The following is a 26,355-nucleotide window of genomic DNA, read 5'->3' as shown; positions in this document are numbered from 1 at the left end:
GCTGTGCATGGTGAGCGAACCCCTACACGGCCCCCTCGAAGATCGTCACCGGGCGCTGGGCGCCACCTTCGCCGAGTTCGGCGGATGGCTGATGCCGGTGTCCTACGCGGGCACCGTCAGCGAGCACACGGCCACCCGGACCACCGTCGGGCTGTTCGACGTCAGCCACCTGGGCAAGGCGCTGGTGCGCGGCCCGGGCGCCGCGGCCTACGTGAACTCGACGCTGACCAACGACCTCAACCGCATCGGTCCCGGCAAGGCGCAATACACGCTGTGCTGCAACGCATCCGGTGGCGTGATCGACGATCTGATCGCCTACTACGTCTCCGACGACGAGATCTTCCTGGTGCCCAACGCCGCGAACACCGCTGCCGTGGTGGCCGCGCTGGCCGAACAGGCGCCGGACGGGGTGACCGTCACCGACGAACACCGCTCGTTCGCGGTGCTGGCGGTACAGGGCCCGAAGTCGGCCGAGGTGCTGACGGCGCTGGGCCTGCCGACGGAGATGGACTACATGGGGTACGCCGACGCCGACCTCGGCGGGATCCCGGTCCGGGTGTGCCGCACCGGCTACACCGGTGAGCAGGGCTTCGAGCTGCTGCCGCCGTGGGATGACGCCGGGCCGGTGTTCGACGCCCTGGTCGACGCCGTCCGCGCCGCCGGCGGTGAACCGGCGGGCCTCGGTGCCCGCGACACGTTGCGCACCGAGATGGGTTACGCGCTGCACGGCCACGAACTGTCGCCGGAGATCTCCCCGCTGCAGGCCCGCTGCGGCTGGGCGATCGGGTGGAAGAAGGACGCGTTCTGGGGCCGCGACGCGCTGCTGGCCGAGAAGGAGGCCGGGCCCAAGCGGCTGCTGCGCGGGTTGCGCGCCGTCGGCCGGGGCGTGCTGCGCCCAGACCTGACGGTGTTCGACGGTGACACCGCGATCGGGACGACCACCTCCGGCACGTTCTCCCCGAGCCTGAAGGTCGGGATCGCGCTGGCGCTGCTGGACACCTCCCACGAGGTCGCCGACGGCGGCCGGGTCGAGGTCGATGTCCGCGGCAGACGCATCGAGTGCGAGGTGGTCAAGCCCCCGTTCGTGGAGGCTAAAACCCGTTAGCGCGCACCGATACACTTTCCCCCATGACTGACGGCCCGCTCTCGTTCACCGTTCACCGCAACGCGGAGCCGGCGTCCGACGAGGTACGGGCCGGCATCCTGGCCAATCCGGGATTCGGCCGCTTCTACACCGATCACATGGTGTCGATCGACTACACCGTCGACGCCGGCTGGCACAACGCCCAGGTGCTGCCCTACGGCCCGATCCAGCTCGACCCGTCGGCGATCGTGCTGCACTACGGGCAGGAGATCTTCGAAGGGCTCAAGGCCTACCGCTGGGCCGACGGGTCGGTGGTGTCGTTCCGCCCCGAGGCCAACGCCGCGCGGTTGCGCAGTTCGGCGCGCCGGCTGGCCATGCCGGAACTGCCGGACGAGGTGTTCCTCGAATCGCTGCGCCAGCTCATCGCGGTCGACGAGAAGTGGGTGCCGCCGGCCGGCGGTGAGGAGTCGCTGTACCTGCGGCCGTTCATGATCGCCACGGAGCCCGGGCTCGGTGTCCGCCCGGCCGACGAGTACCGCTATCTGGTGCTGGGTTCGCCGGCCGGGGCCTATTTCCCGCGTGGGATCAAACCGGTCAGCGTGTGGTTGTCCCACGAGTACGTGCGGGCCAGCCCGGGCGGCACCGGTGCGGCGAAGTTCGGCGGGAACTACGCGGCGTCGCTGCTCGCGCAGGCGCAGGCCGCCGACAACGGCTGCGATCAGGTCGTGTGGCTGGACGCCATCGAACGCCGCTACGTCGAAGAGATGGGCGGGATGAACCTGTTCTTCGTGTTCGGCAGCGGAGGATCGGCACGGCTGGTCACGCCGGAGCTGAGCGGGTCCCTGCTGCCCGGAATCACCCGGGATTCGTTGCTGCAGTTGGCCACCGACGCCGGATTCGCCATCGAGGAACGCAAGATCGATGTCGACGAGTGGCAGAAGAAGGCCGCCGCCGGCGAGATCACCGAGGTGTTCGCGTGCGGGACGGCCGCGGTCATCACACCCGTCAGCCACGTCAAGCACAACGACGGCGAGTTCACGATCGCCGACGGCGAACCGGGCGAGGTCACGATGGCGCTGCGCGACACCCTGACCGGAATCCAGCGCGGCACCTTCGCCGACACCCACGGCTGGATGGCGAAACTGAGTTGAGGGGCCGACGGCTCACCTGATCGCCAGGCCGACGGCGACCAGGGTCGTCGTCACCTCGATCGCACCGCCCAGCACGTCGCCGGTGATCCCGCCGAAGCGACGCACGCAGTGCCGCACCAGCAGCGCGGTCACCGCGACGGCGAGCACCACCACCGCCGGGCCCTGCCACGGCCGCGTCGTCGCCGTGATCGCCAGGGCGGCCACGGCCACCAGCCATGCCGCCACGATCGCGACCGGCTGGGTCCCGGCGACCGAGCCGCCCAGCGTGCTGCCCTCGGCGGCCGGGACACCGCGCCGGCAGGCCAGCACCGCGGCGGCGCGACCTGCGGTCACGGCGACGACGACGGCCACCGCGCCCCGCCAGCCGTCCGCCAGATGTGCGAAGGCCAGCGTCTGCGCGCCGATCGCGACCACCACGGCCGCGACCCCGAACGCGCCCGCCGATCCGTCGCGCATCACGTGCAGCGCCCGCTGCGGCGGTCCGTAGCAGCCCAGCCCGTCGACCGTGTCGGACATTCCGTCGATGTGCATACCGCGCGTGACGAGCAGCAGCATGGCGACCGCGAGCAGCCCGGCCAGCGCACTGTGCGCGCCGAACGCCCAGGTGCCGGCGTAGAGCACGGCGGCGGCCAGCGCGCCGAGCGCCACCCCGACCAGCGGCAGCGCGGACATCGTGCCGCGGCCCATCGGGCCGAGGCGGCCCGCAGTCACCGGCACCACCGTGCCGAACGCGAACGCTCCAGCGACGGAACGGATCACGACGAGACGCCGGCCTCGTCGAACGTCGCCATGGAGGCCAGCGCCGCCACCGCGGCCCGCAGCACCGGTAGCGCCACGGCCGCGCCGGTGCCCTCACCGAGCCGCATCCCCAGATCGACGATCGGTTCGCGGTCCAGCCGGCTCAGCGCCAGCGCATGTCCGGGTTCGGGGGAGCGGTGCCCGGCCTGCCACCAGTCCCGCGCGCCGGGCGCGAGCCGATCGGCGACCAATGCAGCGGCGGTGACCACCAACCCGTCGAGCAGCAGCGGCGTGCGCCGCACCGCGGCTTGCGCGCAGAACCCCGCCATCGCCGCGAGGTCGGCGCCGCCGCAGACCCGCAGCAGTGCCTCGGGATCGGCGGCCACGCTCTTGGCCCGGTACATCGCGTCGCGGACGGCGGCGGTCTTGCGGCCCCAGCCGGCGTCGTCGATCCCGGTGCCCCGGCCGACCACCGCGACCGGTTCCGTCCCCGTCAGCAGCGCGATCAATGTCGTTGCGGCCGTAGTATTTCCGATGCCCATGTCGCCGGCGATCAGCAGATCGGCGCCGGCGTCGACCTCCTCGTCGGCGATTCGGCGGCCCGCGGCGATCGCCGCGATGGTCTGCTCGTCGGTCAACGCATCCTCGACGGCGATGTTGCCGCTGCCGCGGCGCACCTTGACCGCGCCGATCGCCGGGGACAGCGGTTCGTCGACGTCGACGGCGACGTCGACCACGCGGACACCGGCACCCGCCGTCTCGGCCAGGGCGTTGACGGCGGCGCCGCCCGTGGCGATGTTCGTCACCATCTGCGCGGTGACCTCCGCCGGGTAGGCGGACACCCCCGCCGCCGCGACCCCGTGGTCCCCGGCGAACACCACCACCCGGGCCCGGGTGAACTGCTGCGGCGGGCACACCCCCTGACAGCCCGCCACCCACACCGACAGCTCCTCCAGCCGGCCCAGCGCGCCGCGCGGTTTGGTGAGCCGGTCCTGGCGGGCGCGCGCCTCGGCCATCGCCGCGGCGTCCGGTGGCACCACTGCGGTGAACGCTGGTCCGGTCACGCCGGCTCCTTCACGGTGATCGGGAGACCGGCCACGACGAGCACGACCCGGTCGCAGCACGCGGCGAGGCGCTGGTTGAGCAGCCCCAGCTCGTCGGCGAAGCGCCGGCCCGCGGCGGTGGCGGGAACCACGGTCAGGCCGACCTCGGGGCTGACCAGTGCCAGCGGTGCGGGGAAACCGCGGACCGCGTCGACGAGGTCGTCGGTGGAGGTGGACATCGGCGCACCCGTCCAGGCGCCACAGCGGTCCATCTCGGCGGTCAGCCAGCCGCCGATGTCGTCGACGAGGGTGGCGGTGGGGGCAGCCCGCAGTCGGCCCGCGACGTCGGTGGTCTCCTCGGTGGTCCAGTGCGCCGGGCGGCGACGGCGGTGCGCGTCGACGCGGGTGGACCATTCGGCGTCCTGATCCGCGGGCGCCCCGGTGGCCAGGTAGCGCACCGGAGCCGACCCGGCCGCCGTGGCGATCGCCGTCTCGGCCCAGCCCGACTTACCCGACCGGATTCCGCCGAGCACCAGCGTGCGCTCAGACAACCTTGCTGCCGCGCTCGACCTGCGGACGCGGGGCCCGCATGCGGCGCAGCTGGGATGCGCGGCTGGCCGCGTAGAACCCGAGCTTCCAGCCGCTTTCGGTGTTGCCCGGGAACTTCTCGTCCACCATGCGGTTCACCCGGCGGCCGACCAGGAATCCGTCGATGATCATGATCACCACGAGGACCAGCATCGCGGGCGACAGCAGCCGCTGGAACTCGACCGACGGCACCGCGAGCATCACGAAGATCAGCGCCAGCGCGGCGGGCATGAACAGCCCGAGGACGTTGCGCCGGGAGTCGACGACGTCGCGCACGTAGCGGCGCACCGGTCCCTTGTCGCGGGGGAGCAGGTAGGCGTCGTCGCCGGCCATCATCCGCTCGCGGCGTTCGGCCATTCCGGCCCGGCGCTCCAGCTTCTCGGCCTTGCGCTCTTCGCGGCTGAGCTTCGGACCGCGCAGCTCCTTGCGGCGTTTGCGCGCCTCGGCGGCGGTCAGCGGCGCAGGTGCCACCGGTCCGCGACGCCTGGCGGCGTCGCGCTTGGGCGTCGGCCTGCCCTTCGGGGCGGTCTTGCGTTCCCGCGACCCGTCGTCGGCCGCGGAACCTGCCGCCGCGGCGGCTCCAGCAGCGTCCTGGGATTCCCCGCCGTCGTCGCGGCCTCCGTCGTTCTTGCGGCCCAGCAGTTTCACACCCGTCAGGCTACTTGCCGGGCGTCGCTCATAGACCGGCCGGGAGCCACCTCGGGAATAGGGCGAAAGCAAGGTACCGTTGAGGAGTCTGGCCATGAACCACAGCAGGGATGCAAAGGGAGAGCAATGACTGTTCAGGACGAGTCGGCGACCGCGACCGCAACCCACGGTGTGCAGCTCACGGACGCTGCGGCGGCCAAGGCCAAGGCTCTGCTCGATCAGGAGGGCCGCGACGACCTGGCCCTGCGTATCGCGGTGCAGCCGGGCGGATGCGCGGGTCTGCGCTACAACCTGTTCTTCGACGACCGGGTGCTCGACGGCGATCTGACCGTGGAGTTCGGCGGCGTCAACCTCACCGTCGACCGGATGAGCGCGCCGTACGTGCAGGGCGCGTCGATCGATTTCGTCGACACCATCGAGAAGCAGGGCTTCACGATCGACAACCCGAACGCCACCGGCTCCTGCGCCTGCGGCGATTCCTTCAACTGACCGCGCTCGGCGGTCAGTACTGACCGCCGCTGCGTAGCAGATACGAGCACACGAGCACGTCGTCCGGCTGAATCAGCAGCTGGGCGACGGCTTGCACTTCCTCCTCCGGTGGCTTCTGGCTGCGTGTCGAACCCGCGGCCGGCGCCACCCGCATGGTGAACAGCACCTGAGCCTGGTTGCTCGACCACGGCACGATCGTGTCGATCGAGGTCACCTCAGCCTTGCTGAACTGCTTGCGGAACGCGTCGCCGGCCAGGCCGGCCAACGCCATGTCCGAGCGCTTTTCCGTCACCGCGTCGAACAGTCCGCACAGTGTGTTGCGGGCGATCGTCTCGTCGTCGCCGTCGGACAGCGCGTTGAGATAGTCCTGGATCGTGGTGCGGGCCGTCTCGTCGGTCAGCGGACCCGCCGCCTGTTGTCCGCCGCTGTCCCGCGTGGAGACGACGAGCGCGACGATCACCCCGACGATCGCCAGCACCGCCGCCACCGCGGCGATGATCGTGCCGCGCGGCCGCTTCCGGTACGGCACCGGCGGCGGCAGCATGCCCGGATACATCCCGCCAGCGGGACCGGGATACGGTTGCGCCACGCCTGGAGGGGGTCCGGGCTGCTGCGACGGGTAGGGCTCCGGGTACGGATACGGGCCGCTCATCGAGTAATTCGCTCCCCAGACGTGAGGTCAGATCACCGGTCTACAGTTTCTTCCCGTAGACCCGCGCGGGCATGTGTAGGCAGGTTAGCGCACCACCGGCGAACCGCTCGGTGTGCCGAGGGAGGCTCCGTGCGGGCCCACCACGGCTCAGCGGGGCCGCTACAGTCAGCTAGACAAGGTAACGAAATGAAGGGTGACGGTTCGTGACCATCGCGGTGACCGGCTCCATTGCCACCGACCATCTCATGCGGTTTCCGGGCAAATTCTCCGAACAACTGCTGCCCGACCACCTGCAGAAGGTGTCGTTGAGCTTCCTCGTCGACGACCTGGTGATGCACCGGGGCGGCGTCGCGGGGAACATGGCCTACGCGATCGGCGTGCTGGGCGGGGACGTCGCGCTCGTCGGCGCTGTCGGCCAGGATTTCGACGACTACCGCAACTGGCTGGAGGCCGCCGGTGTGGACACCGAGAGCGTGCTGGTGTCCGATTCGGCCTACACCGCCCGGTTCGTGTGCACCACCGACGAGGCCATGGCGCAGATCGCGTCCTTCTATCCGGGTGCGATGTCGGAGGCACGTGACATCGTGCTGGCCGACGTCGTCAAACGCCTCGGGACACCGGATCTGGTGATCGTCGGCGCCAATGACCCCGACGCGATGTTCCGCCACACCGAAGAGTGCCGTGAGCTGGGGCTGCAGTTCGCCGCGGATCCCAGCCAGCAGTTGGCCCGCCTGGACGGCGCGCAGATCCGCGCGCTGATCGACGGCGCCACCTACCTGTTCACCAACGACTACGAGTGGGATCTGCTGCTGCAGAAGTCCGGGCTGTCCGAGGCGGAGGTGATGAACCAGATCGGTCTGCGCGTGACCACGCTGGGCCCCAAGGGCGTCGACCTGGTCAGCTCCGACGGCACCTTCATCCACGTCGACGTGGTCCCCGAGAAGCACCAGGCCGACCCGACCGGAATCGGCGACGCGTTCCGCGCCGGTTTCCTCACCGGCCGCTCCGCCGGGCTGAGCCTCGAGCGGTCGGCGCAGCTGGCGTCCCTGGTGGCTGTGCTGGTGTTCGAGGCTCCCGGCCCGCAGGAGTGGAGCTGGGACCGCGACGATGCGGTGCGGCGGCTGACCGACGCTTACGGCGAGGACGCCGGCCGCGAGATCGGCGAGGCGCTCGGCGCGTAGGCGCCGGCACCCCGCATGCGCGCACTCCGAACCACGGTCGCCCTCGCCGCGACCGGCGCCGCCGCACTGATCGGCTGCAGCTCCGGTGGCGGGTCCGCCCCGCCGACGGTCAGCAGGGACGCTCTGCAGGAAGACCTCACCACCAAACTGGAAGACGCCGGTGCGACAGCGAATGCGGTGACCTGCGACACCGATCTGGTGGGTGAGATCGGCAACGAGAGCCGGTGCACCCTCGACCTCGGTCCGACCTCCAGCATCGTCGCGCTGATCACGGTCACCGGCGTCGAGGGCGGCGTCATCGACTACGACGCCTCACCCGAGGTGACCCAGCAGCAGCTGGAGGCGTCGGTGTCCGCGCTGCTGTCCCAGACCGCGCCCGTCGACGCCGTCACCTGCGACGCCGGTCTCGAGCCGACCGTCGACACCGGCACGTTCTGCACCGTCACCTCCGACGGTGTTCCCGTGCAGCGCGAGGTGACCGTCCAGAGCGTCAAAGGGCTGCTGATGGACTACACCGTCCTGCCCGTTCTGCGCGCCGACGAGGTCGCCACCTCGCTGACCGATCAGTTGGAAAGCCAGCTCGGCGCCCGTCCCGAGACCGTCGAGTGCACGGGTGATCTGCAAGGCCGGGTCGACGCGACCGTGGACTGCACCGTGACGCTCGGCGCGTCGACGCAGGACTTCGTCCTCACCGTCGAGTCGGTGGACGGGACGCAGGTCAACTACGGGTTCAAGCCGAAAACCTAGAGCTGCACCGGATAGTGCGGCTCGCTGATCTGCGGGATGACGCTCCCGTCGACGAAGATCGCGTGCCAGAGCATGAAGATCAGCACCGTCCACAACCGGCGGCTGTGATCACTCTCACCGGTGCGGTGCTCGTCGAGCATCCGCCGGACGGCCTGCAGATCGATCAGGTCGCCGGTGTGCGACGACGCAACGGTGGCGTAGGCCCAGTCGAGCAGCTCGCCCGCGCGTAGCCAGTGCCGGATCGGCACGGGGAAACCGAGTTTGGGCCGGTGCAGCACGTGCGGGGGAATCACCGGCTCCAGGGCGCGCCGCAGCGCGTACTTCGTCGTCGATCGGGTGATCTTCTGGTCTAGCGGCAGCCGCGCGGCCACCGCGAACACCTCGGGGTCCAGGAACGGCACCCGCAGCTCGAGAGAGTTGGCCATCGTCATCTTGTCGGCCTTGACCAGGATGTCGCCGCGCAGCCAGGTGAACAGGTCGACGTGCTGCATCCGCGCCACCGGGTCCCAGCCCTCGGACTCGGCGTAGACGGGTGCGGTGACGTCGGTGTGGGTCCAGTCGGGGGAGAAGCGGCGCAGCACCGCCCGCAGCTGGGCGTCGGAGAAGCTGCGGGCGTTGCCGTAGTAGCGCTCCTCGAGGGTCAGCGAGCCGCGGTGAAGCAGGCTCTTACCGCGCAGCCCCTCCGGCAGCGGCCCCGACGCCCGGCCCAGCGAACGGCGCACCGGGCGGGGCAGATAGTCGAAGGCGCGCAGTGACAGCGGTTCGCGGTAGATGGTGTAGCCGCCGAACAACTCGTCGGCGCCCTCGCCGGACAGCACGACCTTGACGTGCTTGCGGGCCTCTTTGGCGATGAAGTACAGCGGTACCAGCGCCGGATCGGCGACGGGCTCGTCGAGGTACCAGACGATCGCGGGCAGCGCCTCGACGAACTCCGCCTGGCTGACGACCTTGGTGATGTGCCGCGCACCGATCGCCTCGGCCGAGGCGACGGCGACGTCGACCTCCGAGAAACCCTCCCGCTCGAAGCCGGTGGTGAAGGTGATCAACCGGGGGTTGTGCCGCATCGCCAGCGCCGCGATCGCCGTCGAGTCGATCCCGCCCGACAGGAACGAGCCGACGGTGACGTCGGCGCGCATGTGCTTGGCCACCGAGTCCTCGAGGACCGCTGTGATCTCGTCGTAGCGGGCCTGATCGTCGCCGGATCCGGTTCGGCTCCGGAAGGGCACGGCGTCGAACCGCGGGACGAAGTAGCGGGTGACGTCCGGGGCGTTGCCGGGACGGATGCGGGCGTAGCTGCCCGACTCCAGCCTGCGGATGCCTCGGTGCAGCGTCTCGGGTTCGGGGACGTACTGCAGGACGGTGTAGTGCTGCACCGCCCGCTCGTCGAGGCCGGTGTCGACGCCGAGCTGCTCGGCGACGGCCAGCAGGCACTTCTTCTCGCTGCCGACCGCGGTGCCGCCGGGCCCGGCCGCCACGTACAGCGGCTTGATGCCGAACGGGTCGCGCGCGCAGAACAGCTCGCCCCCGACGGTGTCCCACAGAGCGAACGCGAACATCCCGCGCAGCCGCGTCAGCACCGAGGTGCCCCAGTGGTGGTAGCCGGCGATGATCGCCTCACCGTCACCGTCGGTGGCGAACACCGCGCCGAATTCGGACCGCAACGCTTCACGCAGTTCCAAGTAGTTGTAGATCTCGCCGTTGAAGACCAGCACGTAGCGGTCCGGGGTCTCCGGGGGGCCCCATCGCAGCGGCTGGTGGCTGTGGGCGATGTCGATGATCGACAGCCGGTTGAAGCCGAGCACGATGGACGGTGCGGCTGGGTCGTCGGACCATGTCCCCGGCTCGTCGGGTCCGCGATGCCGCATCAGCTCGGCAGCCCCCGATACCGCCTCGACCAGCGTCGAAGAGGGCTGCGCGGACGGGTCTTTCAGGAACGCCAGCAGTCCGCACACCGGGCCAAGTATGCCTAATGCGTCCACCGCGGGGCGCGACGGCACACAAAGGGTCGGGTGTGTCGAGACTGCTCCGGTCGGGTGGTCTACGCTGCGTAGTATTCGGCTGGCTTCACGGAGTTCTTAGGAGGCGCCAACGTGACCCCTCGTGGGCGGAAGGCGAAGGCACGCACCGCGGCATTGTCACTGGTCCTGGCGGCCACCGCGGTGCTGCTCAGTGGCTGTAGCTGGTCGCACGTGCTCGGCCTGGGATGGCCCAACGGCATCACTCCCGAAGCGCATGCGAACCGGGAGTTGTGGATCGGCTCGGTGATCGCTGCGCTGGCGGTCGGTGCCATCGTGATGGGGCTGATCTTCTGGACCAGCCTGTTCCACCGCAAGAAGGCCGGTGACACGGACTTCCCGCGGCAGTTCGGCTACAACATGCCGCTGGAACTCACGCTGACGGTCATCCCGTTCCTCATGATCTCGGTGCTGTTCTACTTCACCGTGGTCGTCCAGGAGGAGATGCTGGCCAAGGAGGACAACCCCGAGGTCACCGTCGACGTGACGGCGTTCCAGTGGAACTGGAAGTTCGGCTACAACAGCGTGCGCTTCGCCGACGGCACGATCGACTACGACGGCACTGATCCCGAGCGTGCCGAGGCCGTCGCCTCGCGTCCCGGTGAGGTCGGCGCGACGGGCGAAGGTCACGAAGCCGAGACCGAGCACGGCGCCATCGCGGGCAAGAGCCCCGAGGACCGCAGCTACCTGGCGTTCGACAAGATCGAGACGCTCGGCACCACCGAGGAGATCCCGGTGCTGGTGCTGCCCGCGGGTAAGCGCATCGAGTTCCGTATCGCCTCGGCCGACGTCATCCACGGATTCTGGGTGCCGGAGTTCCTGTTCAAGCGCGACGTCATCCCGGACCCGCAGGCGAACAACTCCGACCACATCTTCCAGGTCTCCGAGATCTACGAGACCGGTGCGTTCGTCGGGCGCTGCACCGAGATGTGCGGCACCTACCACGCGATGATGAACTTCGAGGTCCGCGTCGTCGAGCCCAACGACTTCAAGGCGTACCTGGATCAGCGCATCGCCGGTAAGACCAACGCCGAGGCGCTGCTGGCGATCAACCAGTCACCCACGGCCACCACCACCCGCCCGTTCGATTCCCGCCGCGGCGAGATGGCTCCCCAGGCGAGCAGGTAGGACACCAGATGCATATCGAAGCCCGGTTGTTCGAGTTCCTGACGGCTTTCTTCGCGCTGACCGCGGTCGTCTACGCGGTGCTGACCGCGATGTTCAGCCCCGGCGGCGTGGAGTGGGCCGGAACCACGGCGCTGGTCCTGACCACCGGACTGACGCTGATCACCGGAACGTTCTTCCGCTTCGTCGCCCGTCGGCTCGACACCCGGCCCGAGGACTACGAGGACGCCGAGATCAGTGACGGCGCCGGCGAGCTGGGCTTCTTCCCGCCGCACAGCTGGTGGCCGATCCTGATCGCGCTGTCCTTCTCGATCGCCGCCGTCGGTACCGCCCTGTGGCTGCCGTGGCTGATCGCCGCTGGCGTCGTGTTCGTGCTGGCGTCCGCCGGCGGCCTGGTCTTCGAGTACCACTGGGGCCCCGAGAAGCACTGACGCGGGTGCGCCGGGCGAAGATCACGAAAAGATCACCACTTGGTCGGCGAAGTGCGCTGCCTCGTTCGGCCATCCTCTGTCGTTGGGTAGTGTTGCCGGGGCGCGGTGAGCGGCTGAGGCTGACGTAACCGGCGCCGGGTTACGCAGTGCGAGAAGGATAGGCGTGAGATGAGCGGGCCGAATCCCCCAGGGGCCGACTCGCCGGGACCAGACCAGCCCGAACGGGAGGGCGGCAGGCACTCGGCACCCGAGGAGCCGACCGAACAGGTCGGCTCCGGTCCCGACTTAGCCGCAGGCTCTGGCGATTCGGCGCCACCCACCGGCCAGACCGATCTGCATTCGCAGGCCTACTCGGCGCCCGAAGCCGAACACTTCACCAGCGGGCCCTACGTGCCCGCCGACGCGGCGCTCTACGACTACGACAGCTACGAGGCCGCCCCCGCCGCCGTCGTCGACGACGTCGCTCCGCCGCGCTGGCCCTGGGTGGTCGGCGTGACGGCGATCATCGCCGCGGTGGCACTCGTCGTCTCGGTCGCGCTCCTGGTGACCAGCACCGATTCCGATCAGCTGGCCAATCCCGACACCACCACGTCGTCGGCGCCGCCGGTGCAGGACGAGATCACCCCGACCACGACGCCGCCTCCGCCGCCACCCACGACGACGACACCGGCGGGGCCCCGGCAGGTCACCTACACGGTGACGGGCACCAAGGCTCCCGGCGACATCATCACGGTGACCTACGTCGACGCCGCGGGCCGCAGCCGCACCCAGCGCAACGTCTACATCCCGTGGTCGTTGACCGTGACGCCGATCTCGGCCTCCGAGGTGGGTTCGGTGCAGGCGTCGAGTCTGTTCCTGGTGAGCCGGCTGAACTGCTCGATCACGTCCAGCGACGGAACGGTGCTGTCCTCGAACACCGCCAACACCCCGCAGACCAGCTGCTGATGGCACAGCTCACCGATGCCGGCGCGCCGAGTGCGCACCTCGACCGCATCCTCATGAGCGTCTGCGCGGCCGCCTGGCTGGCCGCCCTGGGCGCCGCCGTCGCGGCCACCGTCGCGCTCACGGACCTCGGCGGCCGGCACCCCCAGCCGTCAGGCGGCGGGGAGACCCCGTGGCTGCTGTACACCGTGATCGGGGTGTCGGCGGCCGTCATCGTCGCCGCCGTCCCCCTGCTGCTGCGGGCCCGCCGGACCGCGCAGGCCGACCCGGCGCCCGCCCCGCTCGTCCAGGACCGGCCGACGCCCAGCGCCGCGCCGGAGCCGCGCACCGAACGGATGCGGGCAATCACCCCGACTCAGGTGCCGACCTCCCTGCCGCCCGGATCTCCCACGGCCGCAGTCGATCAGCTGTGGCTGCGCAGCGTGCTGGCCGTCACGACGGCCATGGGCCTCGCGGTGACCGCGATCGGCACTGCCACCTACCTGATGGCCGTCGACAGCGATACGGCCGCGTGGGCGCTCTACGGGGTGGCCGCGGTGGCCACCCTCGCGATGCCCGTCGCGGCCTGGTGGCATCTGCGCCGGCTCCGCGAGCTCCTCGAACCGACTGTCTGAGCGCTTCTCCGTAACCGACTCCGCCCGGTACCGACCCCGCCCCGGCGGTGGGGGAGGGGAGGGGGTCTGGCGCCCCTTCGCCCTGGGCACTTCTGCACGCCTGGCACCCGGTCATCGGAGTCCACCTACACCCGTGAAACGACACGGTCGCCGCACCCTCTTGCGAGGAGTGCGGCGACCGTGTCGTTGTCGCGCTTGTCGGCCGGCTAGTGGTGGCCGTTCGAGCCGTTCGAGCCGTTCGAGCCGTTGGGGCCGCTACCGTCGCCGTCCGCACCGTGCCCGTCACCGTTGGTGTGCTGACGCTCCCGCAGGGCGGTCAGCGAGCGGTGATGGGCGGCCTGGGCGGCCTCGGTGATGGCCTCGTGCTCGACGATCGGATCGGCGAACAGGAAGCTGCCGGTGCCCGGCGCGCCTGCCGATCCCAGCTTGTTCATCCGCTTGGGCACTGCAGCGCCCTGGTACTCCAGCGGAATCGCGTGACCGTGCTCGTCGACCGGTCCCAGCGGCTGGTGCAGCTCGATGTAGGCACCGTGCGGGAGCCGCTTGATGATGCCGGTCTCGATGCCGTGCTCGAGCACCTCGCGGTCGTTGCGCTGCAGCGACACCGCCCACCGGTAGGTGGTGAAGTACACGATCGCGGGCAGCACCACCATGGCGATGCGGCCGATCCATGTCGTCGCGTTCAGCGAGATGTCGAACTTGAGCGCGATGACGTCGTTCATGCAGGCGAACGTCAGCAGGATGTAGAATGCCACCGCCATCGCACCGATCGCCGTACGCACCGGAGCGTCCCGGGGGCGCTGCAACAGGTTGTGGTGGGCGGTGTCGCCGCTCAACTTCTTCTCCAGGAACGGATACACCGTCAGCAGGCCCAGGATCAGACCCATCAGCACCGCGATCCACACCGGCTGCGGGATCGTGTAGTTGCCGATGTAGAACTCCCACGCCGGCCACAACCGGATCAGACCGTCGGTCCACATCATGTAGAAGTCCGGCTGGCTACCGGCCGACACCTGAGATGGGTTGTAGGGACCGATGTTCCAGATCGGGTTGATCTGCAGCAGCCCGCCCATCAGGCCGAGGATGCCGACCGTCATCGCGAAGAACGCACCGGACTTCACCGCGAAGACCGGCATGACGCGCACGCCGACGACGTTCTTCTCGGTGCGGCCGGGGCCGGGGAACTGCGTGTGCTTCTGGAACCACACCAGCGCCAGGTGCGCGGCGATCAGGGCCAGCATGATGCCCGGGATCAGCAGGATGTGCAGTGCGTACAGGCGCGGGATGATGATCGTGCCGGGGAAGTCGCCGCCGAACAGCGCCCAGTGCATCCAGGTGCCGACCACCGGAATGCCCATCGTGATGCCGGACAGCGCGGCGCGCAGGCCGGTGCCGGAGAGCAGGTCGTCGGGCAGCGAGTAGCCGAAGAAGCCCTCGAACATCGCCAGGATCAGCAGCAGCGAGCCGATCACCCAGTTCGCCTCACGCGGACGCCGGAAGGCGCCGGTGAAGAAGATGCGAGCCAGGTGGACCATGATCGATGCCGCGAACAGCAGCGCCGCCCAGTGGTGGACCTGCCGCACGAACAGACCACCGCGGACCTCGAAGCTGATGTCCAGCGCCGTCTCGTAGGCCCGCGACATACCGACGCCACGCAGCGGCTGGTACACGCCGTCGTAGACGACGTGGGCCATCGACGGGTCGAAGAACAGCGTCAGCCACACGCCGGTGAGCAGCAGCACGATGAAGCTGTACAGGGCGATCTCACCGAGCAGGAACGACCAGTGCGTCGGGAAGACCTTGTTCAGCTGCCGCCGCACCGCCGCCGACGGGTGGTAGCGCGAGTCGATCGCGTCGCCCTGAGCTGCCAGTCGAGCTCCGAGCTTCGATTCACCTTGAGGACTCATGATGTTTTCCGTTCCCAGAAGGCGGGCCCGACGGGTTCGATGAAGTCGCCATTGGCGACCAGGTACCCGTCCTGGTCAATCGTGATGGGCAACTGCGCGAGGGCTCGTGCAGCGGGACCGAATATGGGTTTCGCGAAATGCAGCGCGTCGAACTGCGACTGGTGGCACGGGCACAGGATGCGGTGCGTCTGCTGCTCGTAGAGCGACGACGGGCAACCCAGGTGCGAGCAGATCTTCGTGTAGGCGAAGAACTCACCGAAGTTGAAGCTCTCCTGACCCTTGCGCTTGACCACCTTGGGCATGTCGCTGGCGCGCAGCCGGATGAGCATCACGGGGTTACGCACACCCATGATGATGTTGGTGATCTTGTGGGACGACTCGACGGTCGTGCCGTCGCCGTCGGATTCCCGCCACGGGTACACGGTCTCCATGCCGCCCGCGTCCAGATCTTCCGGGCGCATCTTGGCGAAGGCCCCGCCGTGACCGGTGTTGCCGGTGGCCCGGGCCAGGAAGATGGTCTCGCCGGTGAAACGCGGCGTCCAACCGGACGTCCACAGCACCGCCTTGGGACCCTCCGCGGTCGGCACGACCGGCTTCCACGGGTTCTTGATCAGGCCGCCGATGAAGGCGATGGCCGTACCGAGCCCGAAGGCGCCGAGTCCGACACCCAGGGAGACGCCGATCATCTTGCGGCGCTTGATGGTCGAACCCTCGAGCGCGTCGGTCAGGTTGGCCGCGGCCGTCCTGCGCTGGATCTCGGGGGAGGCGCCGTCATGGCGATCCTGGATCGAGATCTCCTCGGGGATGAAGCGCTTCTGGTAGAGCACCGCGCCGATGCCGATCGAGAGGATCGAGCCACCGAACAGCAGACCGTACAGCGGGGTGGTCAGCGAGTAGAAGAACTCGCCCTCCTCGCCGTAGGGCACGTACTCCCACGGCCAGAACAGGAAGACCACCAGCAGCAGCAGACCCGCGACGCCGCCGAGCAGCAGCCAGGTGGCCACCGACCGTTCGGCGCGCTTCTCGGCCCGGGTGCCCGGCACCGGCCAGCGCGGCTCCTTGTAGACGATCTCGACGCCGTCGAGCTTGCCGCCGAGCTCGACCAGTTCCTCGCGGCTCATCGCGGCCAGCTCGGCGTCGGTCGGTTGTCCCGGCACACCGGCGTGGCCGGGCGCGTCGGTGCCCTTCGGGGCGCCGTCGACCTTGTCGCTACCGGAGTCGCCGCCGACGTTGCGTTCCTGATCCGCGTCGCGCTCACTCATTGCCGTGCCCCGATCCACATGGCCGCGCCGATGACGGCCACGATGCCGATGATCCAAACCGCCATACCTTCGGACACGGGGCCGAAGCCGCCGAGACCGTAACCGCCGGGAGGCGGCGCGTCCCGCGCCTCCTCGATGTAGGCGATGATGTCGCGCTTCTCCTCCGGCGAGAGCTGGCGGTCAGAGAACTTGGGCATGTTCTGCGGGCCCGTCGTCATCGCCGTGTAGATCTGCGCCGGGTTCGCCTTGATCTCGGGTGCGTACTTACCCGACGACAGGGCGCCGCCGCGACCGGTGAAGTTGTGACACGAGGCGCAGTTCAGCCGGAACAGCTCGCCACCGCGGGCGGTGTTGTCGCCCATCAGGGATTCGTTGGCGATCTGGCCGTTCTCGTCCCGCGGGACGACCGGGCCGCCACCGTTGGCCTGCACGTAGGCGCCGAGGGCGTCGGTCTGGGCCTCGTCGAAGTGCGCCGGCTTGTCGGGCGCCTGGGCCTCGCCGCGCATCGCGGGCATGCGGCCGGTGGAGACCTGGAAGTAGACCGCGGCCTCGCCGACGCCGATCAGGCTGGGCCCGCGATCGGCCACACCCTGCAGGTTCACGCCGTGGCACGAGACGCACGAGGTGTCGAAGAGTTGCTTGCCGGTGCGCAGCAGAGCCGACTGGGACTCGTCGGCGACCGCGACCTGCGGTGCCGGGGTCAACGTGGCGGCGACGCCACCGGCCACACCGAGTCCGATCAGCAGCAGCACCGCTGCTGACAGGCGCCGGCGCAACCGTCGGCGGGGCTTGCTGGTCATCGAACCCCTTCTCATCGGACGAAATAGATGACGGCGAACAACGCGATCCACACGATGTCGACGAAGTGCCAGTAGTACGACACGACGATCGCCGCGGTGGCCTGGGCCGGGGTGAACTTGCTCATCTTGGTGCGGGCGAGCAGGAACACGAACGCGACCAGACCGCCGATCACGTGCAGACCGTGGAAGCCGGTGGCCAGGTAGAAGACCGAACCGTAGGCGCTGCCCGGGATGGTGGTGCCGTGCTCGACGAGGTGGATGTACTCGTAGCCCTGGCCGAGGACGAAGAACAGCCCCATCAGGAAGGTCAGCGTGTACCAGCGGCGCAGGCCGAACACGTCACCTCGCTCGGCGGCGAAGACACCCATCTGGCAAGTGAAGGACGACGCGATCAGCACGAGCGTCACCGGCACGGCGAGCGCCAGATTCAGCTCAGTCGGCTCTGGCGGCCAGTTGCCGCCCGCCTGGGCGCGTGCGGTGAAGTACATCGCAAAGAGCCCAGCAAAGAACATCAACTCGCTGGAAAGCCATACGATGGTGCCGACACTGACCATGTTCGGTCGGTTCAGCGAATGCACGCGCGAAGTGATCGCGGTTCCCGAGGTACCAACAGCACTCGTCACCCCTGAAGTATGACGCTTTGTAGTTGTTGAACTCCACCCGGGTCGGCTATTTCGTCATAATCTTCCGGTGACGTCTGACAACGCCCCCGTACCTCATCCCGTCGACCCGCCGTCGTGGCCCCAGATCCTGCGCCGACTGACCACCGGGCAGTCGCTGGCGGCCGGTCAGGCGGCCTGGGCGATGGACCAGATCATGTCGGGCGCAGCCACACCCGCGCAGATTGCGGGGTTCGCGGTGTCGATGAAGATGAAGCGGCCGACGTCCGCGGAAGTCACCGAGCTGGCTGACGTGATGCTCAAGCACGCCCGTCGCATCCCGACCGACACCATCGGGCACGAGACCGTCGACATTGTCGGCACCGGCGGCGACGGCGCCAACACCGTCAACCTGTCCACGATGGCCGCCATCGTGGTGGCCGCCTCCGGCGTCCCGGTGATGAAGCACGGCAACCGGGCGGCCTCGTCGCTGTCGGGCGGCGCCGACACCCTCGAGGCGCTCGGCGTGCGGATCGACCTCGGACCCGATCAGGTGGCGGCCTGTGTCGCCGAGGTCGGCATCGGTTTCGCGTTCGCCAACCACTTTCACCCGTCCTACAAGCATGCCTCGGTGGTGCGCCGGGAGCTGGGGGTGCCGACGGTGTTCAACCTGCTCGGCCCGCTGACCAACCCCGCCCGCCCGCGCGCCGGGCTGATCGGCTGCGCCTGGGCCGAACTGGCCGAGGTGATGGCGGGCGTCTACGCCTCCCGTAATTCCAGCGTGCTGGTGGTGCACGGCGACGACGGTCTCGACGAGCTCACCACCACCACGACGAGCACCATCTGGCGGGTGCAGGCCGGCACCGTCGAGCGGTTGACGTTCGATCCGGCGGCGTTCGGGTTCGCGCGCGCCGAGCTGTCCGATCTGGTGGGCGGCGACGCCGAACACAACGCGGCGGAGGTGCGGGCGGTCCTCGGCGGTGCCCAGGGCGCGGTCCGCGATGCGGTCGTGCTCAACGCCGCGGGCGCCATGGTGGCCCACGCCGGGCTATCCAGCGACGCCAAATGGGTGCCCGCCTGGGAGGCGGGGCTGGCCCGGGCGAAGGAGACGATCGACTCCGGGGCTGCCGAACAGTTCCTCGCGCGATGGGTGCGGTTCACCCAGAAGCTCTGAGCGGTCGGCCTGTTCGGCGGCCAGCCGCGCCGACCGCGCCGTGTCCGCCCACGACTGCCAGCGGCCCGCCGAGCCGATCGGTGTGGCGTAGCCCGCCTCGCACCGCACGATGCGCACCCCCGGGCTGCCCAACCAGCGGGCGATGAGCCCCGTCTCCTCCACCAGCGCGCCACCGAGGGGTGCGGCGTCGGGCAGCACGGTCTGCGCGCCGGCGCTGAGCGCCTCGACCACCGGCATCGGCGGCACACCGCGCGGTGCGCAGCCCGCTGCCGCCAGCCGCCCGTACCGCACGATCGCCAGGTGCCAGCCGCCCGCGCCGTCCGACCGCGCGGCGATCAACTCCGGCACTGCGGCCAGCGCGGCCAGTCGCTGACCCCGCCACAGCACGGCGATTCCCGCCGCGGCGTGGTCACGCAGCCGTGCCGCGGTCTCGTAGCGGCCGGCGGCGGCCAGGTCACCGATGTGCTCGACCACCGCGGCCAGCGGGCCGTGATCGCGGCCGTCGATCAGATCGGCGGCGCGGGCAGGCGCCCCGGCGTAGGCGGCGGCGTCGATCTCGCGGGGCGCCGGACACGGTGACAACTCCCGCTCGGGGCACGTCGGACCGTGGCGCGCGTTGCGGCCCAGCCGGGCGGTACACGTGCGGACCCCGGTGAACCGCGCCAGCAATTCGGCGGTCTCCACCGCGTCGGCGCGGGCCCGGAACGGGCCGACGGCCGACGCGCTGCGCGGCGAGCGCACGACGGAGAACCGCGGGAACGCCTCGTCGGTCAGCACCACCCACCACCACTTGTGCGGAAACTTCGACCGGCGGTTGTACGGCGGCGCGTGCGCGGCCAGCAGCCGCAGCTCGCGCACCCCCGCCTCGAGGTCGTGCGCGCACTCGACGTGGTCGACGGCGGTGGCCAGCGACGCCATCTCCTTCATCCGGGTGCGCGGATCAGACCCGTTGAAGTACTGGTTCACCCGGCGGCGCAGATCGACCGCGGTGCCCACGTAGAGCACCTCGCTCGACGGTCCGCGGAACAGATACACCCCGGGCCGGTGGGGCACCCCCTCTGCGAGCCTGCGGTTGCGGCGCTGCGCGGGCGTCACGTCGGGCAGGTACGCCCGCAGATCGGTGTACGTGTGAATGCCCTGGTTGCCGACGCGCTCGATCAGCCCGTGCAGCACGTCGACCGTGGCGCGCGCGTCGTCGAGGGCGCGGTGGTTCGGGGTGGTGGAGGTGCGAAACAGCTTGGCCAGCGCGGAAAGTCGCACACTGGGCGCCTCGTCGCGGGTGAGCACGCGACGCGCCAGCTTCACCGTGCACAGCACCGGGGGCCGGGGCCAGGCGATGTCGCACTGTTCGGCGGCCGCGCGCAGGAAGCCGATGTCGAAGCCTGCGTTGTGGGCCACCAGCACCGCGCCCCTGGCGAACTCCAGGAACGCGGGCAGCACGGCCTCGATACGCGGCGCGGAGTGCACCATCGCGGTGGTGATCCCGGTCAGCGCGACGATCTGCGGCGGGATCGCCCGGCCCGGGTCGACCAGGGTGCCCAGCTCGCCGAGCACCGCGCCGCCCCGTACCTTGACCGCGCCGATCTCGGTGATGGCGTCGGCACGGTCGCCACTGGCGCGCCCGCCCGTCGTCTCCAGGTCGACGACGACGAACGTCGTATCCCGCAGGGACAGGGCCTCCATGTCGAACGCCAATTGCTCGGCACCGCCCGGACCCATGCGAGAAACGTAGGGAACCGCACCGACAACCGTGGCCGCCACGCGGTCGGCGCGGATCGTTCTGCCTGGGTTGTCGGTGGCGGTGGTTACCGTCCGGGCAACACCGATCGAGAGGACCGCCGACATGGCAGATCACCCGGGCTCCATCACCATCGACTGCGACGACTGCGCCGTACGCGGACCGGGATGTCAGGATTGTGTCGTCAGTGTGCTGCTCGGGGTGCCCGAGACGTTGCTGGACGACGAGTGCCGCGCCCTGGAAGCGCTGGCCGAGGCCGGGTTGGCGCCGCGGCTGCGGCTCGTTCCGATTCACCGGCAAAGTCGTCCGGGCGTTGCCTGACGGTGTCTGCGGCAACCGGCGGGAAGAAAACGGGCCCTGACAGCTGTTAAATTTGGCCTTCCTGTTGGACAACGCCGTTGCCGTTTCGTAACCTACTTGAGACTTTGAGCAGTTCGATCCGGCTCTTTCAGCCAGTTGAAGGACGCGAAATCTTGAGGCTTGACCGCAAGCAGTGGGGCATCCGTGTTCTCAGACGACCCGCATTCGCTGCGTTGGCGGGTATCACCGTGCTCTCGGGGGTGCTGGCCTCCGGTGTGCAGGCCGACCCGGCTGATGACGCGCTGGCAAAGTTGACCGCGCTGTCCCGCGAGGCCGAGCAGACCACCGAGGCGATGCACTCCGCGCAGCTCGACCTCAACGGCAAGCTGGCGACGCAGCAGGCCGCCGAGGCCAGACACGGCGCCGACCTGGCTACCGCTGAGGCAGCGCGAAACGAGCTCGCCACCTTCCAGACGGCCGTGAACAACGTCGCCGCCGCCCAGTACATGGGCGGGCGCACCGACGGGATGAGCGCGATCCTGACCGCCGACTCCCCGCAGCAGTTCATCGACCAGCTGTCGATCCAGCGTGTGATGGCCGCGCAGGTGACCGATCGGATGACGGGTTTCCGCATCGTCAGCGAACGGGCCGCCGTCGCCGAACGTGCCTCTGCGCAGTCCGCCGCCGATGCCAAGACCGCCGCCGAACAGGCCGCGCAGGTGCGGGCCAACCTGCAGAACAAGCAGAGCCAGCTTCAGACGCAGATCGCGATCGTCAAGGCCCAGTACGAGGCGCTCACCCCGATGCAGCGCGAGGCGCTCGCAGCGATCCCGCCTGCGCCTGTCGCGCCGCCGCCTCCACCGCCCGCCGGTGCGACACCGCCGGATCCCGGTGTGCTGGCCGCGCCGCCCGTGCCCGGGGCCATCCCGCCCGGCGACATCGCCCCGCCCGCTCCGCCCGCCGGCGGCCAGGGCGCGATCGCGGTGCAGGCCGCGCTGAGCCGCATCGGCTCGCCGTACTCGTGGGGCGGGTCGGGCCCCGGCCAGTTCGACTGCTCCGGTCTGGTCATGTGGTCCTTCCAGCAGGCCGGCATCTCGCTGCCGCACTCCAGCCAGGCGCTCGCGTCGGGTGGACAGCCGGTGTCGATGGACCAGATGCAGCCGGGCGACCTGGTGACCTACTACTCGGACGCCTCCCACGTCGGGATCTACATCGGCGACGGCATGATGGTGCATGCGTCGACCTACGGCACCCCGGTGCGCGTCGCCCCTGTCGACAACGCCCCGATCTACAACGTTCGTCGGTATTAAGTCCGCCGGTATTAAGAACCCACGTCGCCTGCTGCTCGCCCTCCTTCTGGCCGAGCTGCTCTCCGCGGTCCTGCTGATCGGGCGGCCCACGACGACCCGAGGCCCCGTACTGGCCGCCGCACCACCGGCCACCACGTCCGCCGCGCCCGCAACGTTGGGCAGCACCCCGGTCGCCCTGCCCGACGGCCGAACCGCAGAGCTGGTCTCGCTCGGCGGCCGGGACAGCGATGCCCTGCTGCGGCGCATCGCCGGCGAACTCGGCGACGCCGCGGCGGCGGTCAGCGACTTCTGGGGTCCGCACTGGCGCCGCGACATCACCGTCGTCGCCACCGGATCCGACGCCCAGTTCAGCGCACTGGCCGGCGGCGGCGCCGATATCGCGGCGGCGACCACCGTCGACCGCATCCTGTTCGCTCCCGGCGCGGCGGCGATGACGCCGGAGGACCTGCGGATCGTGCTGCGCCACGAACTGTTTCACTTCGCCGCCCGCGACGCGACCGCCGCCGACGCCCCCCGCTGGCTGACCGAGGGCGTCGCCGACTACGTGGCACGGCCGCGCGCCGCCACTCCGACCGAGCAACCGACCGCCCTGCCCACCGACGCCGAGCTCGACACGGCCGGCGCCACCCGCTCGTCGGCGTACGACCGCGCGTGGTCGTTCGCCACCTACGTCGCCGAGCGGTACGGCCGCGACGCCCTGCGAACGCTGTACGTGCAGGCGTGCGGACCCGGCCACCCCGACGTGCCGACCGCCGTCCGCGTCGCGCTCGGCGCCGATCTCGACGACGTGGTGGCCGGCTGGACCGGCCGGCAGTCGGGCTAACCTCCACCGATGGCCCGCGTGCTGCTGGTGACCAACGACTACCCGCCGCGTCGCGGCGGCATCCAGTCCTATCTCGAGGCGTTCGTCGACAGCCTCGTCGCCCTGGACGGCGCAGGCGGACACGAGATCACGGTCTACGCCCCCGCCTGGAAGGGTGCCGCGGACTACGACGCGGCGGCGCCCTACGACGTGGTGCGCCACCCCGGCAGCCTGATGCTGCCCGAACCGTCGGTCGCGGGGCGGATGCGCCGGCTCATCGCCGACCGCGGCATCGAGACGGTGTGGTTCGGCGCCGCGGCCCCGCTGGCCCTGCTCGCGCCGCTGGCCCGGCGCGCCGGCGCCGGCCGGGTGCTCGCGAGCACCCACGGTCATGAGGTGGGCTGGTCGATGCTGCCGGTGGCGCGCAGCGCGCTGCGCCGCATCGGCGACGACACCGATGTGGTGACGTTCATCAGCCGGTACACCCGGCGCCGGTTCGCGGGTGCGTTCGGACCCCGCGCCGCGCTCGAACACCTGCCGCCCGGTGTGGATACCGATCGCTTCACCCCCGATCCCGCCGCCCGCGAGGAACTCCGCAGCCGCTACGGGCTCGGGGACCGGCCGGTCGTGGTCTGCGTGTCCCGGCTGGTACCGCGCAAGGGCCAGGACGTCCTGATCAAGGCGATGCCCGCGATCCTGCGCCGCGTCCCGGATGCCGCGCTGGTCATCGTCGGCGGCGGACCGCACCGCGAGACGTTGCAGCGGCTGGCCGCGAGCCATGACGTCACCGAGAACGTGCACTTCACCGGCGGCGTCCCCGGCGAGGAGCTACCCGCCCACCACGCGATGGCCGACGTGTTCGCGATGCCCTGCCGCACCCGCGGCGCCGGCCTGGACGTCGAGGGTCTCGGCATCGTCTATCTGGAGGCGTCGGCGAGCGGGGTGCCGGTGGTGGCGGGCCGCTCGGGCGGTGCGCCCGAGACCGTTCGCGACGGCGAGACCGGTGTGGTCGTCGACGGCACCGACGTGGCCGAGGTGGCCGCCCGGGTCGGCGAACTGCTGCGCGACCGCGACCGCGCGGCGGCGATGGGCGCCGAGGGCAGACGCTGGGCGGTGGACAACTGGCAGTGGGCCACCCGCGCCGCCCGGCTCAGCGAGTTGCTCTAACCGCTGTAGAGCGCCTCGATGTCGACGGCGAACTTCTCGGCGACCACCTTGCGCTTGACCTTCATCGTCGGGGTGAGTTCACCGGTGTCCTCGGTGAAGTCGACGGGCAGGATGCGGAACTTCCGGATGCCCTCGGCCTTCGACACCAGCTGGTTGGCCTCCTTGACCGCGGCGTCGATCTCGGCGATCAGATCCGAATCGTCGGCCAGCTCGCCGACCGTGGCCGTGGAGTTCTTGCTGTTGCGCTGCTTCCACCCCTCGAACGCCTCGAGGTCGACGGTGATGAGCGCAGCGATGAACGGGCGTGCGTCGCCCACCGCCATCGCCTGACTGATCAGCGGATGGGCCCGCAGCTGATCCTCCATGACCGCCGGGGCGACGTTCTTGCCGCCGGCGGTCACGATGATCTCCTTCTTGCGGCCGATGATCGTCAGGAAGCCGTGCTCGTCGATCTCGCCGAGGTCGCCGGTGTGGAACCAGCCGTCGGAGAAAGCCTTGTCGGTCTCCTCCTGATTGCGCCAGTAGCCGGCGAACACCACACCGCCGCGGACGAGCAGTTCGTTGTCCTCACCCAGCCGCATGCTGTTCCCCGGCAACAACTTCCCGACCGAACCGATCTTGATGTCGTCGACGCGGTTCACGGTGATGGCAGCACTCGTCTCGGTCAGTCCGTATCCCTCGTAGATGGTCAGGCCCACGCCGCGGTAGAAGTGGCCGAGCCGGGCGCCCAGGGGCGCGCCACCGGAGATCGCGGCATGGCAATCCCCGCCGAGCGCGGCGCGCAATTTGCCGTAGACCAGCCGGTCGAACAGCGCGTGCTTGGCGCGCAGCAGCAATCCGGGCCCGCCGGTCTTCTTCCCCGAGTCGCTTCGCTCCTGCCCGCCGGCATCGAGGGCCTTGCTGTAGTCGATCGCAGTGGCGGCCGCGATGTCGAAGATCCGGCCCTTGCCGTCGTTGCGGGCGTTCTGCTCGGCGGTGTTGTAGACCTTCTCGAACACGCGCGGCACCGACACCACCAACGTCGGTTTGAACACCCCGAGCGTCGGGACCAGGTTCTTGATGTCGGCGGTGAAACCGAGTGTCACCTTGTTCGCGAACGCGGCGATCGCGATGGCCCGCGCCAGTACGTGTGCCATCGGCAGGAACACCAGCATCCGCTCGCCCTTGTCGAGCTGATCGGGGAAGCAACTCTTCGCACCCCGCACCTCGAAGACGAGGTTGGCGTGGGTGAGCTGGCAACCCTTGGGGCGTCCGGTGGTGCCCGACGTGTAGATCATCGTCGCCGGATCGGCCGAGCGGATCCCCGCCAGCCGCGCGTCGAGTTCGGCCGGATCGACCGATCGGCCCGCCTCGGCGAGCGCCTCGAGTGCGGAGGGGCCCGACCCGTCGATGCGCAGCACCGCCCGCAGCTCCGGCAGTTCGGCGCGCATCCGCTCGATCCGGTCGGCGTGGCCGTCGGTCTCGGCCAGCGCGAGCACCGCACCGGAGTCCGACAGCACCCAGCGCACCTGCTCATCGGAGCTGGTCTCGTAGATCGGGACGGTCAGCGCCCCGACCGCCAGGATCGCGAAGTCCAGGATCGGCCACTCGTAACGCGTCGCCGACAGCAGTGCCACGCGGTCGCCGGGCCGCACCCCGTTGCCGATCAGACCCAGCGCGGCAGCGCGGACCGCGGCCGCCACCTGCGCACACGTCATGTCGGTCCACGCGCCGTCCACCAGCCGCCTGACGATGACGTGGTCGGGATCGTCGCGCTCGTGGTCGAAGACCGATGAGGCGACGGTGTCGTGCTCGCCGACAGTGAACGTGGCGGGAACGCTGAACTCACGCACGAATATGCAGCGTAGT

The 26,355-nt window shown here is 70.0% G+C and carries 25 protein-coding genes and 1 pseudogene; 14 read left to right on the top strand and 12 right to left on the bottom strand.

Annotated elements, in window-relative coordinates; translation table 11 throughout:
- Positions 1–7 precede the first annotated feature (7 nt).
- Complete coding sequence (gene gcvT, locus A5757_RS10045) at positions 8–1,105, top strand: glycine cleavage system aminomethyltransferase GcvT (RefSeq protein WP_066832699.1); 1,098 nt, start codon at positions 8–10, stop codon at positions 1,103–1,105.
- Positions 1,106–1,128: 23 nt separating this feature from the next.
- Complete coding sequence (locus tag A5757_RS10040; protein ID WP_066832696.1) at positions 1,129–2,235, top strand: branched-chain amino acid aminotransferase; 1,107 nt, start codon at positions 1,129–1,131, stop codon at positions 2,233–2,235.
- Between the two features lie 12 nt (positions 2,236–2,247).
- Here A5757_RS10040 and A5757_RS10035 read toward each other — a convergent pair whose 3' ends face one another.
- Genes A5757_RS10035 through A5757_RS10020 form a run of 4 tightly spaced genes read right to left on the bottom strand, consistent with a single transcriptional unit; the run spans position 2,248 to position 5,252 of the window.
- Positions 2,248–2,994, bottom strand: coding sequence for an adenosylcobinamide-GDP ribazoletransferase (locus A5757_RS10035; protein ID WP_066832693.1), 747 nt, complete (start codon positions 2,992–2,994; stop codon positions 2,248–2,250).
- On the bottom strand, positions 2,991–3,989 hold the full coding sequence (cobT, locus tag A5757_RS10030) for a nicotinate-nucleotide--dimethylbenzimidazole phosphoribosyltransferase (protein ID WP_066832943.1): 999 nt from the start codon (positions 3,987–3,989) through the stop codon (positions 2,991–2,993). The genes A5757_RS10035 and cobT overlap by 4 nt, the downstream gene beginning before the upstream one ends.
- Before the next feature lie 44 nt (positions 3,990–4,033).
- Entirely contained in the window at positions 4,034–4,567 is a 534-nt protein-coding gene (locus tag A5757_RS10025; protein WP_066832691.1) for a bifunctional adenosylcobinamide kinase/adenosylcobinamide-phosphate guanylyltransferase, read from the bottom strand.
- Positions 4,560–5,252: a DUF3043 domain-containing protein gene (locus A5757_RS10020; RefSeq protein ID WP_066832684.1), complete on the bottom strand. Its 693-nt coding sequence runs from the start codon at positions 5,250–5,252 to the stop codon at positions 4,560–4,562. The genes A5757_RS10025 and A5757_RS10020 overlap by 8 nt, the downstream gene beginning before the upstream one ends.
- Positions 5,253–5,378: 126 nt before the next feature.
- Here A5757_RS10020 and A5757_RS10015 point away from each other — a divergent pair, with 126 nt between their 5' ends.
- Positions 5,379–5,741 carry an iron-sulfur cluster assembly accessory protein gene (locus A5757_RS10015; protein WP_066832682.1) on the top strand — a complete coding sequence of 121 codons (363 nt, stop codon included), beginning with the start codon at positions 5,379–5,381 and terminating at the stop codon, positions 5,739–5,741.
- 13 nt (positions 5,742–5,754) lie between these two features.
- Here A5757_RS10015 and A5757_RS10010 read toward each other — a convergent pair whose 3' ends face one another.
- Positions 5,755–6,393, bottom strand: a complete 639-nt coding sequence (locus A5757_RS10010) for a hypothetical protein (protein WP_066832679.1) — start codon at positions 6,391–6,393, stop codon at positions 5,755–5,757.
- A gap of 203 nt (positions 6,394–6,596) precedes the next feature.
- On the opposite strand from A5757_RS10010, the gene A5757_RS10005 reads away from it, so the two are divergent.
- Complete coding sequence (locus A5757_RS10005; RefSeq protein WP_066832676.1) at positions 6,597–7,574, top strand: carbohydrate kinase family protein; 978 nt, start codon at positions 6,597–6,599, stop codon at positions 7,572–7,574.
- A 15-nt stretch (positions 7,575–7,589) separates the two neighbouring features.
- A complete protein-coding gene (locus A5757_RS10000) occupies positions 7,590–8,321 on the top strand; it encodes a DUF4333 domain-containing protein (protein WP_066832673.1) in 732 nt (243 codons plus the stop codon).
- On the opposite strand, the gene asnB is transcribed toward A5757_RS10000, so the two are convergent.
- Entirely contained in the window at positions 8,318–10,273 is a 1,956-nt protein-coding gene (asnB, locus tag A5757_RS09995; RefSeq protein WP_066832670.1) for an asparagine synthase (glutamine-hydrolyzing), read from the bottom strand. The genes A5757_RS10000 and asnB overlap by 4 nt on opposite strands.
- A gap of 138 nt (positions 10,274–10,411) precedes the next feature.
- Between asnB and A5757_RS09990 the strand changes: the two genes are divergently transcribed.
- The 4 genes from A5757_RS09990 (at position 10,412) to A5757_RS09975 (ending at position 13,448) form a co-directional block, all read left to right on the top strand.
- Positions 10,412–11,464: a cytochrome c oxidase subunit II gene (locus A5757_RS09990; RefSeq protein ID WP_066832667.1), complete on the top strand. Its 1,053-nt coding sequence runs from the start codon at positions 10,412–10,414 to the stop codon at positions 11,462–11,464.
- Positions 11,465–11,472: 8 nt separating this feature from the next.
- Entirely contained in the window at positions 11,473–11,892 is a 420-nt protein-coding gene (locus A5757_RS09985; RefSeq protein ID WP_066832664.1) for a cytochrome c oxidase subunit 4, read from the top strand.
- A 168-nt stretch (positions 11,893–12,060) separates the two neighbouring features.
- A complete protein-coding gene (locus A5757_RS09980) occupies positions 12,061–12,837 on the top strand; it encodes an MmpS family transport accessory protein (RefSeq protein ID WP_066832662.1) in 777 nt (258 codons plus the stop codon).
- Positions 12,837–13,448, top strand: coding sequence for a DUF2561 family protein (locus A5757_RS09975; protein WP_066832659.1), 612 nt, complete (start codon positions 12,837–12,839; stop codon positions 13,446–13,448). The genes A5757_RS09980 and A5757_RS09975 overlap by 1 nt, the downstream gene beginning before the upstream one ends.
- 206 nt (positions 13,449–13,654) lie before the next feature.
- On the opposite strand, the gene A5757_RS09970 is transcribed toward A5757_RS09975, so the two are convergent.
- The 4 genes from A5757_RS09970 to A5757_RS09955 are packed head-to-tail and all read right to left on the bottom strand — an operon-like array spanning position 13,655 to position 18,040.
- Positions 13,655–15,355, bottom strand: a complete 1,701-nt coding sequence (locus A5757_RS09970; protein WP_066832656.1) for a cytochrome bc complex cytochrome b subunit — start codon at positions 15,353–15,355, stop codon at positions 13,655–13,657.
- The gene (locus A5757_RS09965) at positions 15,352–16,617 is read right to left on the bottom strand and encodes a ubiquinol-cytochrome c reductase iron-sulfur subunit (RefSeq protein WP_082929392.1); all 1,266 of its coding nucleotides are present in this window, start codon (positions 16,615–16,617) and stop codon (positions 15,352–15,354) included. The genes A5757_RS09970 and A5757_RS09965 overlap by 4 nt, the downstream gene beginning before the upstream one ends.
- A complete protein-coding gene (locus A5757_RS09960; RefSeq protein WP_197497307.1) occupies positions 16,614–17,432 on the bottom strand; it encodes a cytochrome c in 819 nt (272 codons plus the stop codon). Before A5757_RS09960 ends, A5757_RS09965 begins: the two co-directional genes overlap by 4 nt.
- A complete protein-coding gene (locus A5757_RS09955) occupies positions 17,429–18,040 on the bottom strand; it encodes a heme-copper oxidase subunit III (protein WP_066832646.1) in 612 nt (203 codons plus the stop codon). Before A5757_RS09955 ends, A5757_RS09960 begins: the two co-directional genes overlap by 4 nt.
- 67 nt (positions 18,041–18,107) lie before the next feature.
- On the opposite strand from A5757_RS09955, the gene trpD reads away from it, so the two are divergent.
- The gene (gene trpD / locus A5757_RS22715; protein WP_082929391.1) at positions 18,108–19,190 is read left to right on the top strand and encodes an anthranilate phosphoribosyltransferase; all 1,083 of its coding nucleotides are present in this window, start codon (positions 18,108–18,110) and stop codon (positions 19,188–19,190) included.
- Here trpD and A5757_RS09940 read toward each other — a convergent pair.
- A pseudogene (locus A5757_RS09940) lies at positions 19,128–20,909 on the bottom strand (DEDD exonuclease domain-containing protein); the annotation flags it as partial. The gene trpD and the pseudogene A5757_RS09940 overlap by 63 nt on opposite strands.
- A gap of 124 nt (positions 20,910–21,033) precedes the next feature.
- Between A5757_RS09940 and A5757_RS09935 the strand changes: the two are divergent.
- From A5757_RS09935 to A5757_RS09920, 4 genes are all read left to right on the top strand, one after another.
- On the top strand, positions 21,034–21,249 hold the full coding sequence (locus tag A5757_RS09935; protein ID WP_066832637.1) for a hypothetical protein: 216 nt from the start codon (positions 21,034–21,036) through the stop codon (positions 21,247–21,249).
- 152 nt (positions 21,250–21,401) lie between these two features.
- Positions 21,402–22,538, top strand: a complete 1,137-nt coding sequence (gene ripC, locus A5757_RS09930) for a peptidoglycan hydrolase RipC (protein ID WP_066832634.1) — start codon at positions 21,402–21,404, stop codon at positions 22,536–22,538.
- Complete coding sequence (locus A5757_RS09925; protein ID WP_066832632.1) at positions 22,462–23,361, top strand: basic secretory protein-like protein; 900 nt, start codon at positions 22,462–22,464, stop codon at positions 23,359–23,361. Before ripC ends, A5757_RS09925 begins: the two co-directional genes overlap by 77 nt.
- Positions 23,362–23,370: 9 nt before the next feature.
- Complete coding sequence (locus tag A5757_RS09920; protein ID WP_066832629.1) at positions 23,371–24,507, top strand: glycosyltransferase family 4 protein; 1,137 nt, start codon at positions 23,371–23,373, stop codon at positions 24,505–24,507.
- Here A5757_RS09920 and A5757_RS09915 read toward each other — a convergent pair.
- Entirely contained in the window at positions 24,504–26,339 is a 1,836-nt protein-coding gene (locus tag A5757_RS09915; protein WP_066832627.1) for a long-chain fatty acid--CoA ligase, read from the bottom strand. The genes A5757_RS09920 and A5757_RS09915 overlap by 4 nt on opposite strands.
- Positions 26,340–26,355 lie beyond the last annotated feature (16 nt).

This window comes from Mycobacterium sp. 852013-51886_SCH5428379 (assembly GCF_001665575.1).
Lineage (GTDB): Bacteria > Actinomycetota > Actinomycetes > Mycobacteriales > Mycobacteriaceae > Mycobacterium.
The sequence above is the reverse complement of the archived record's forward strand: the minus strand, read 5'-3'. Positions and strand labels throughout refer to the sequence as shown.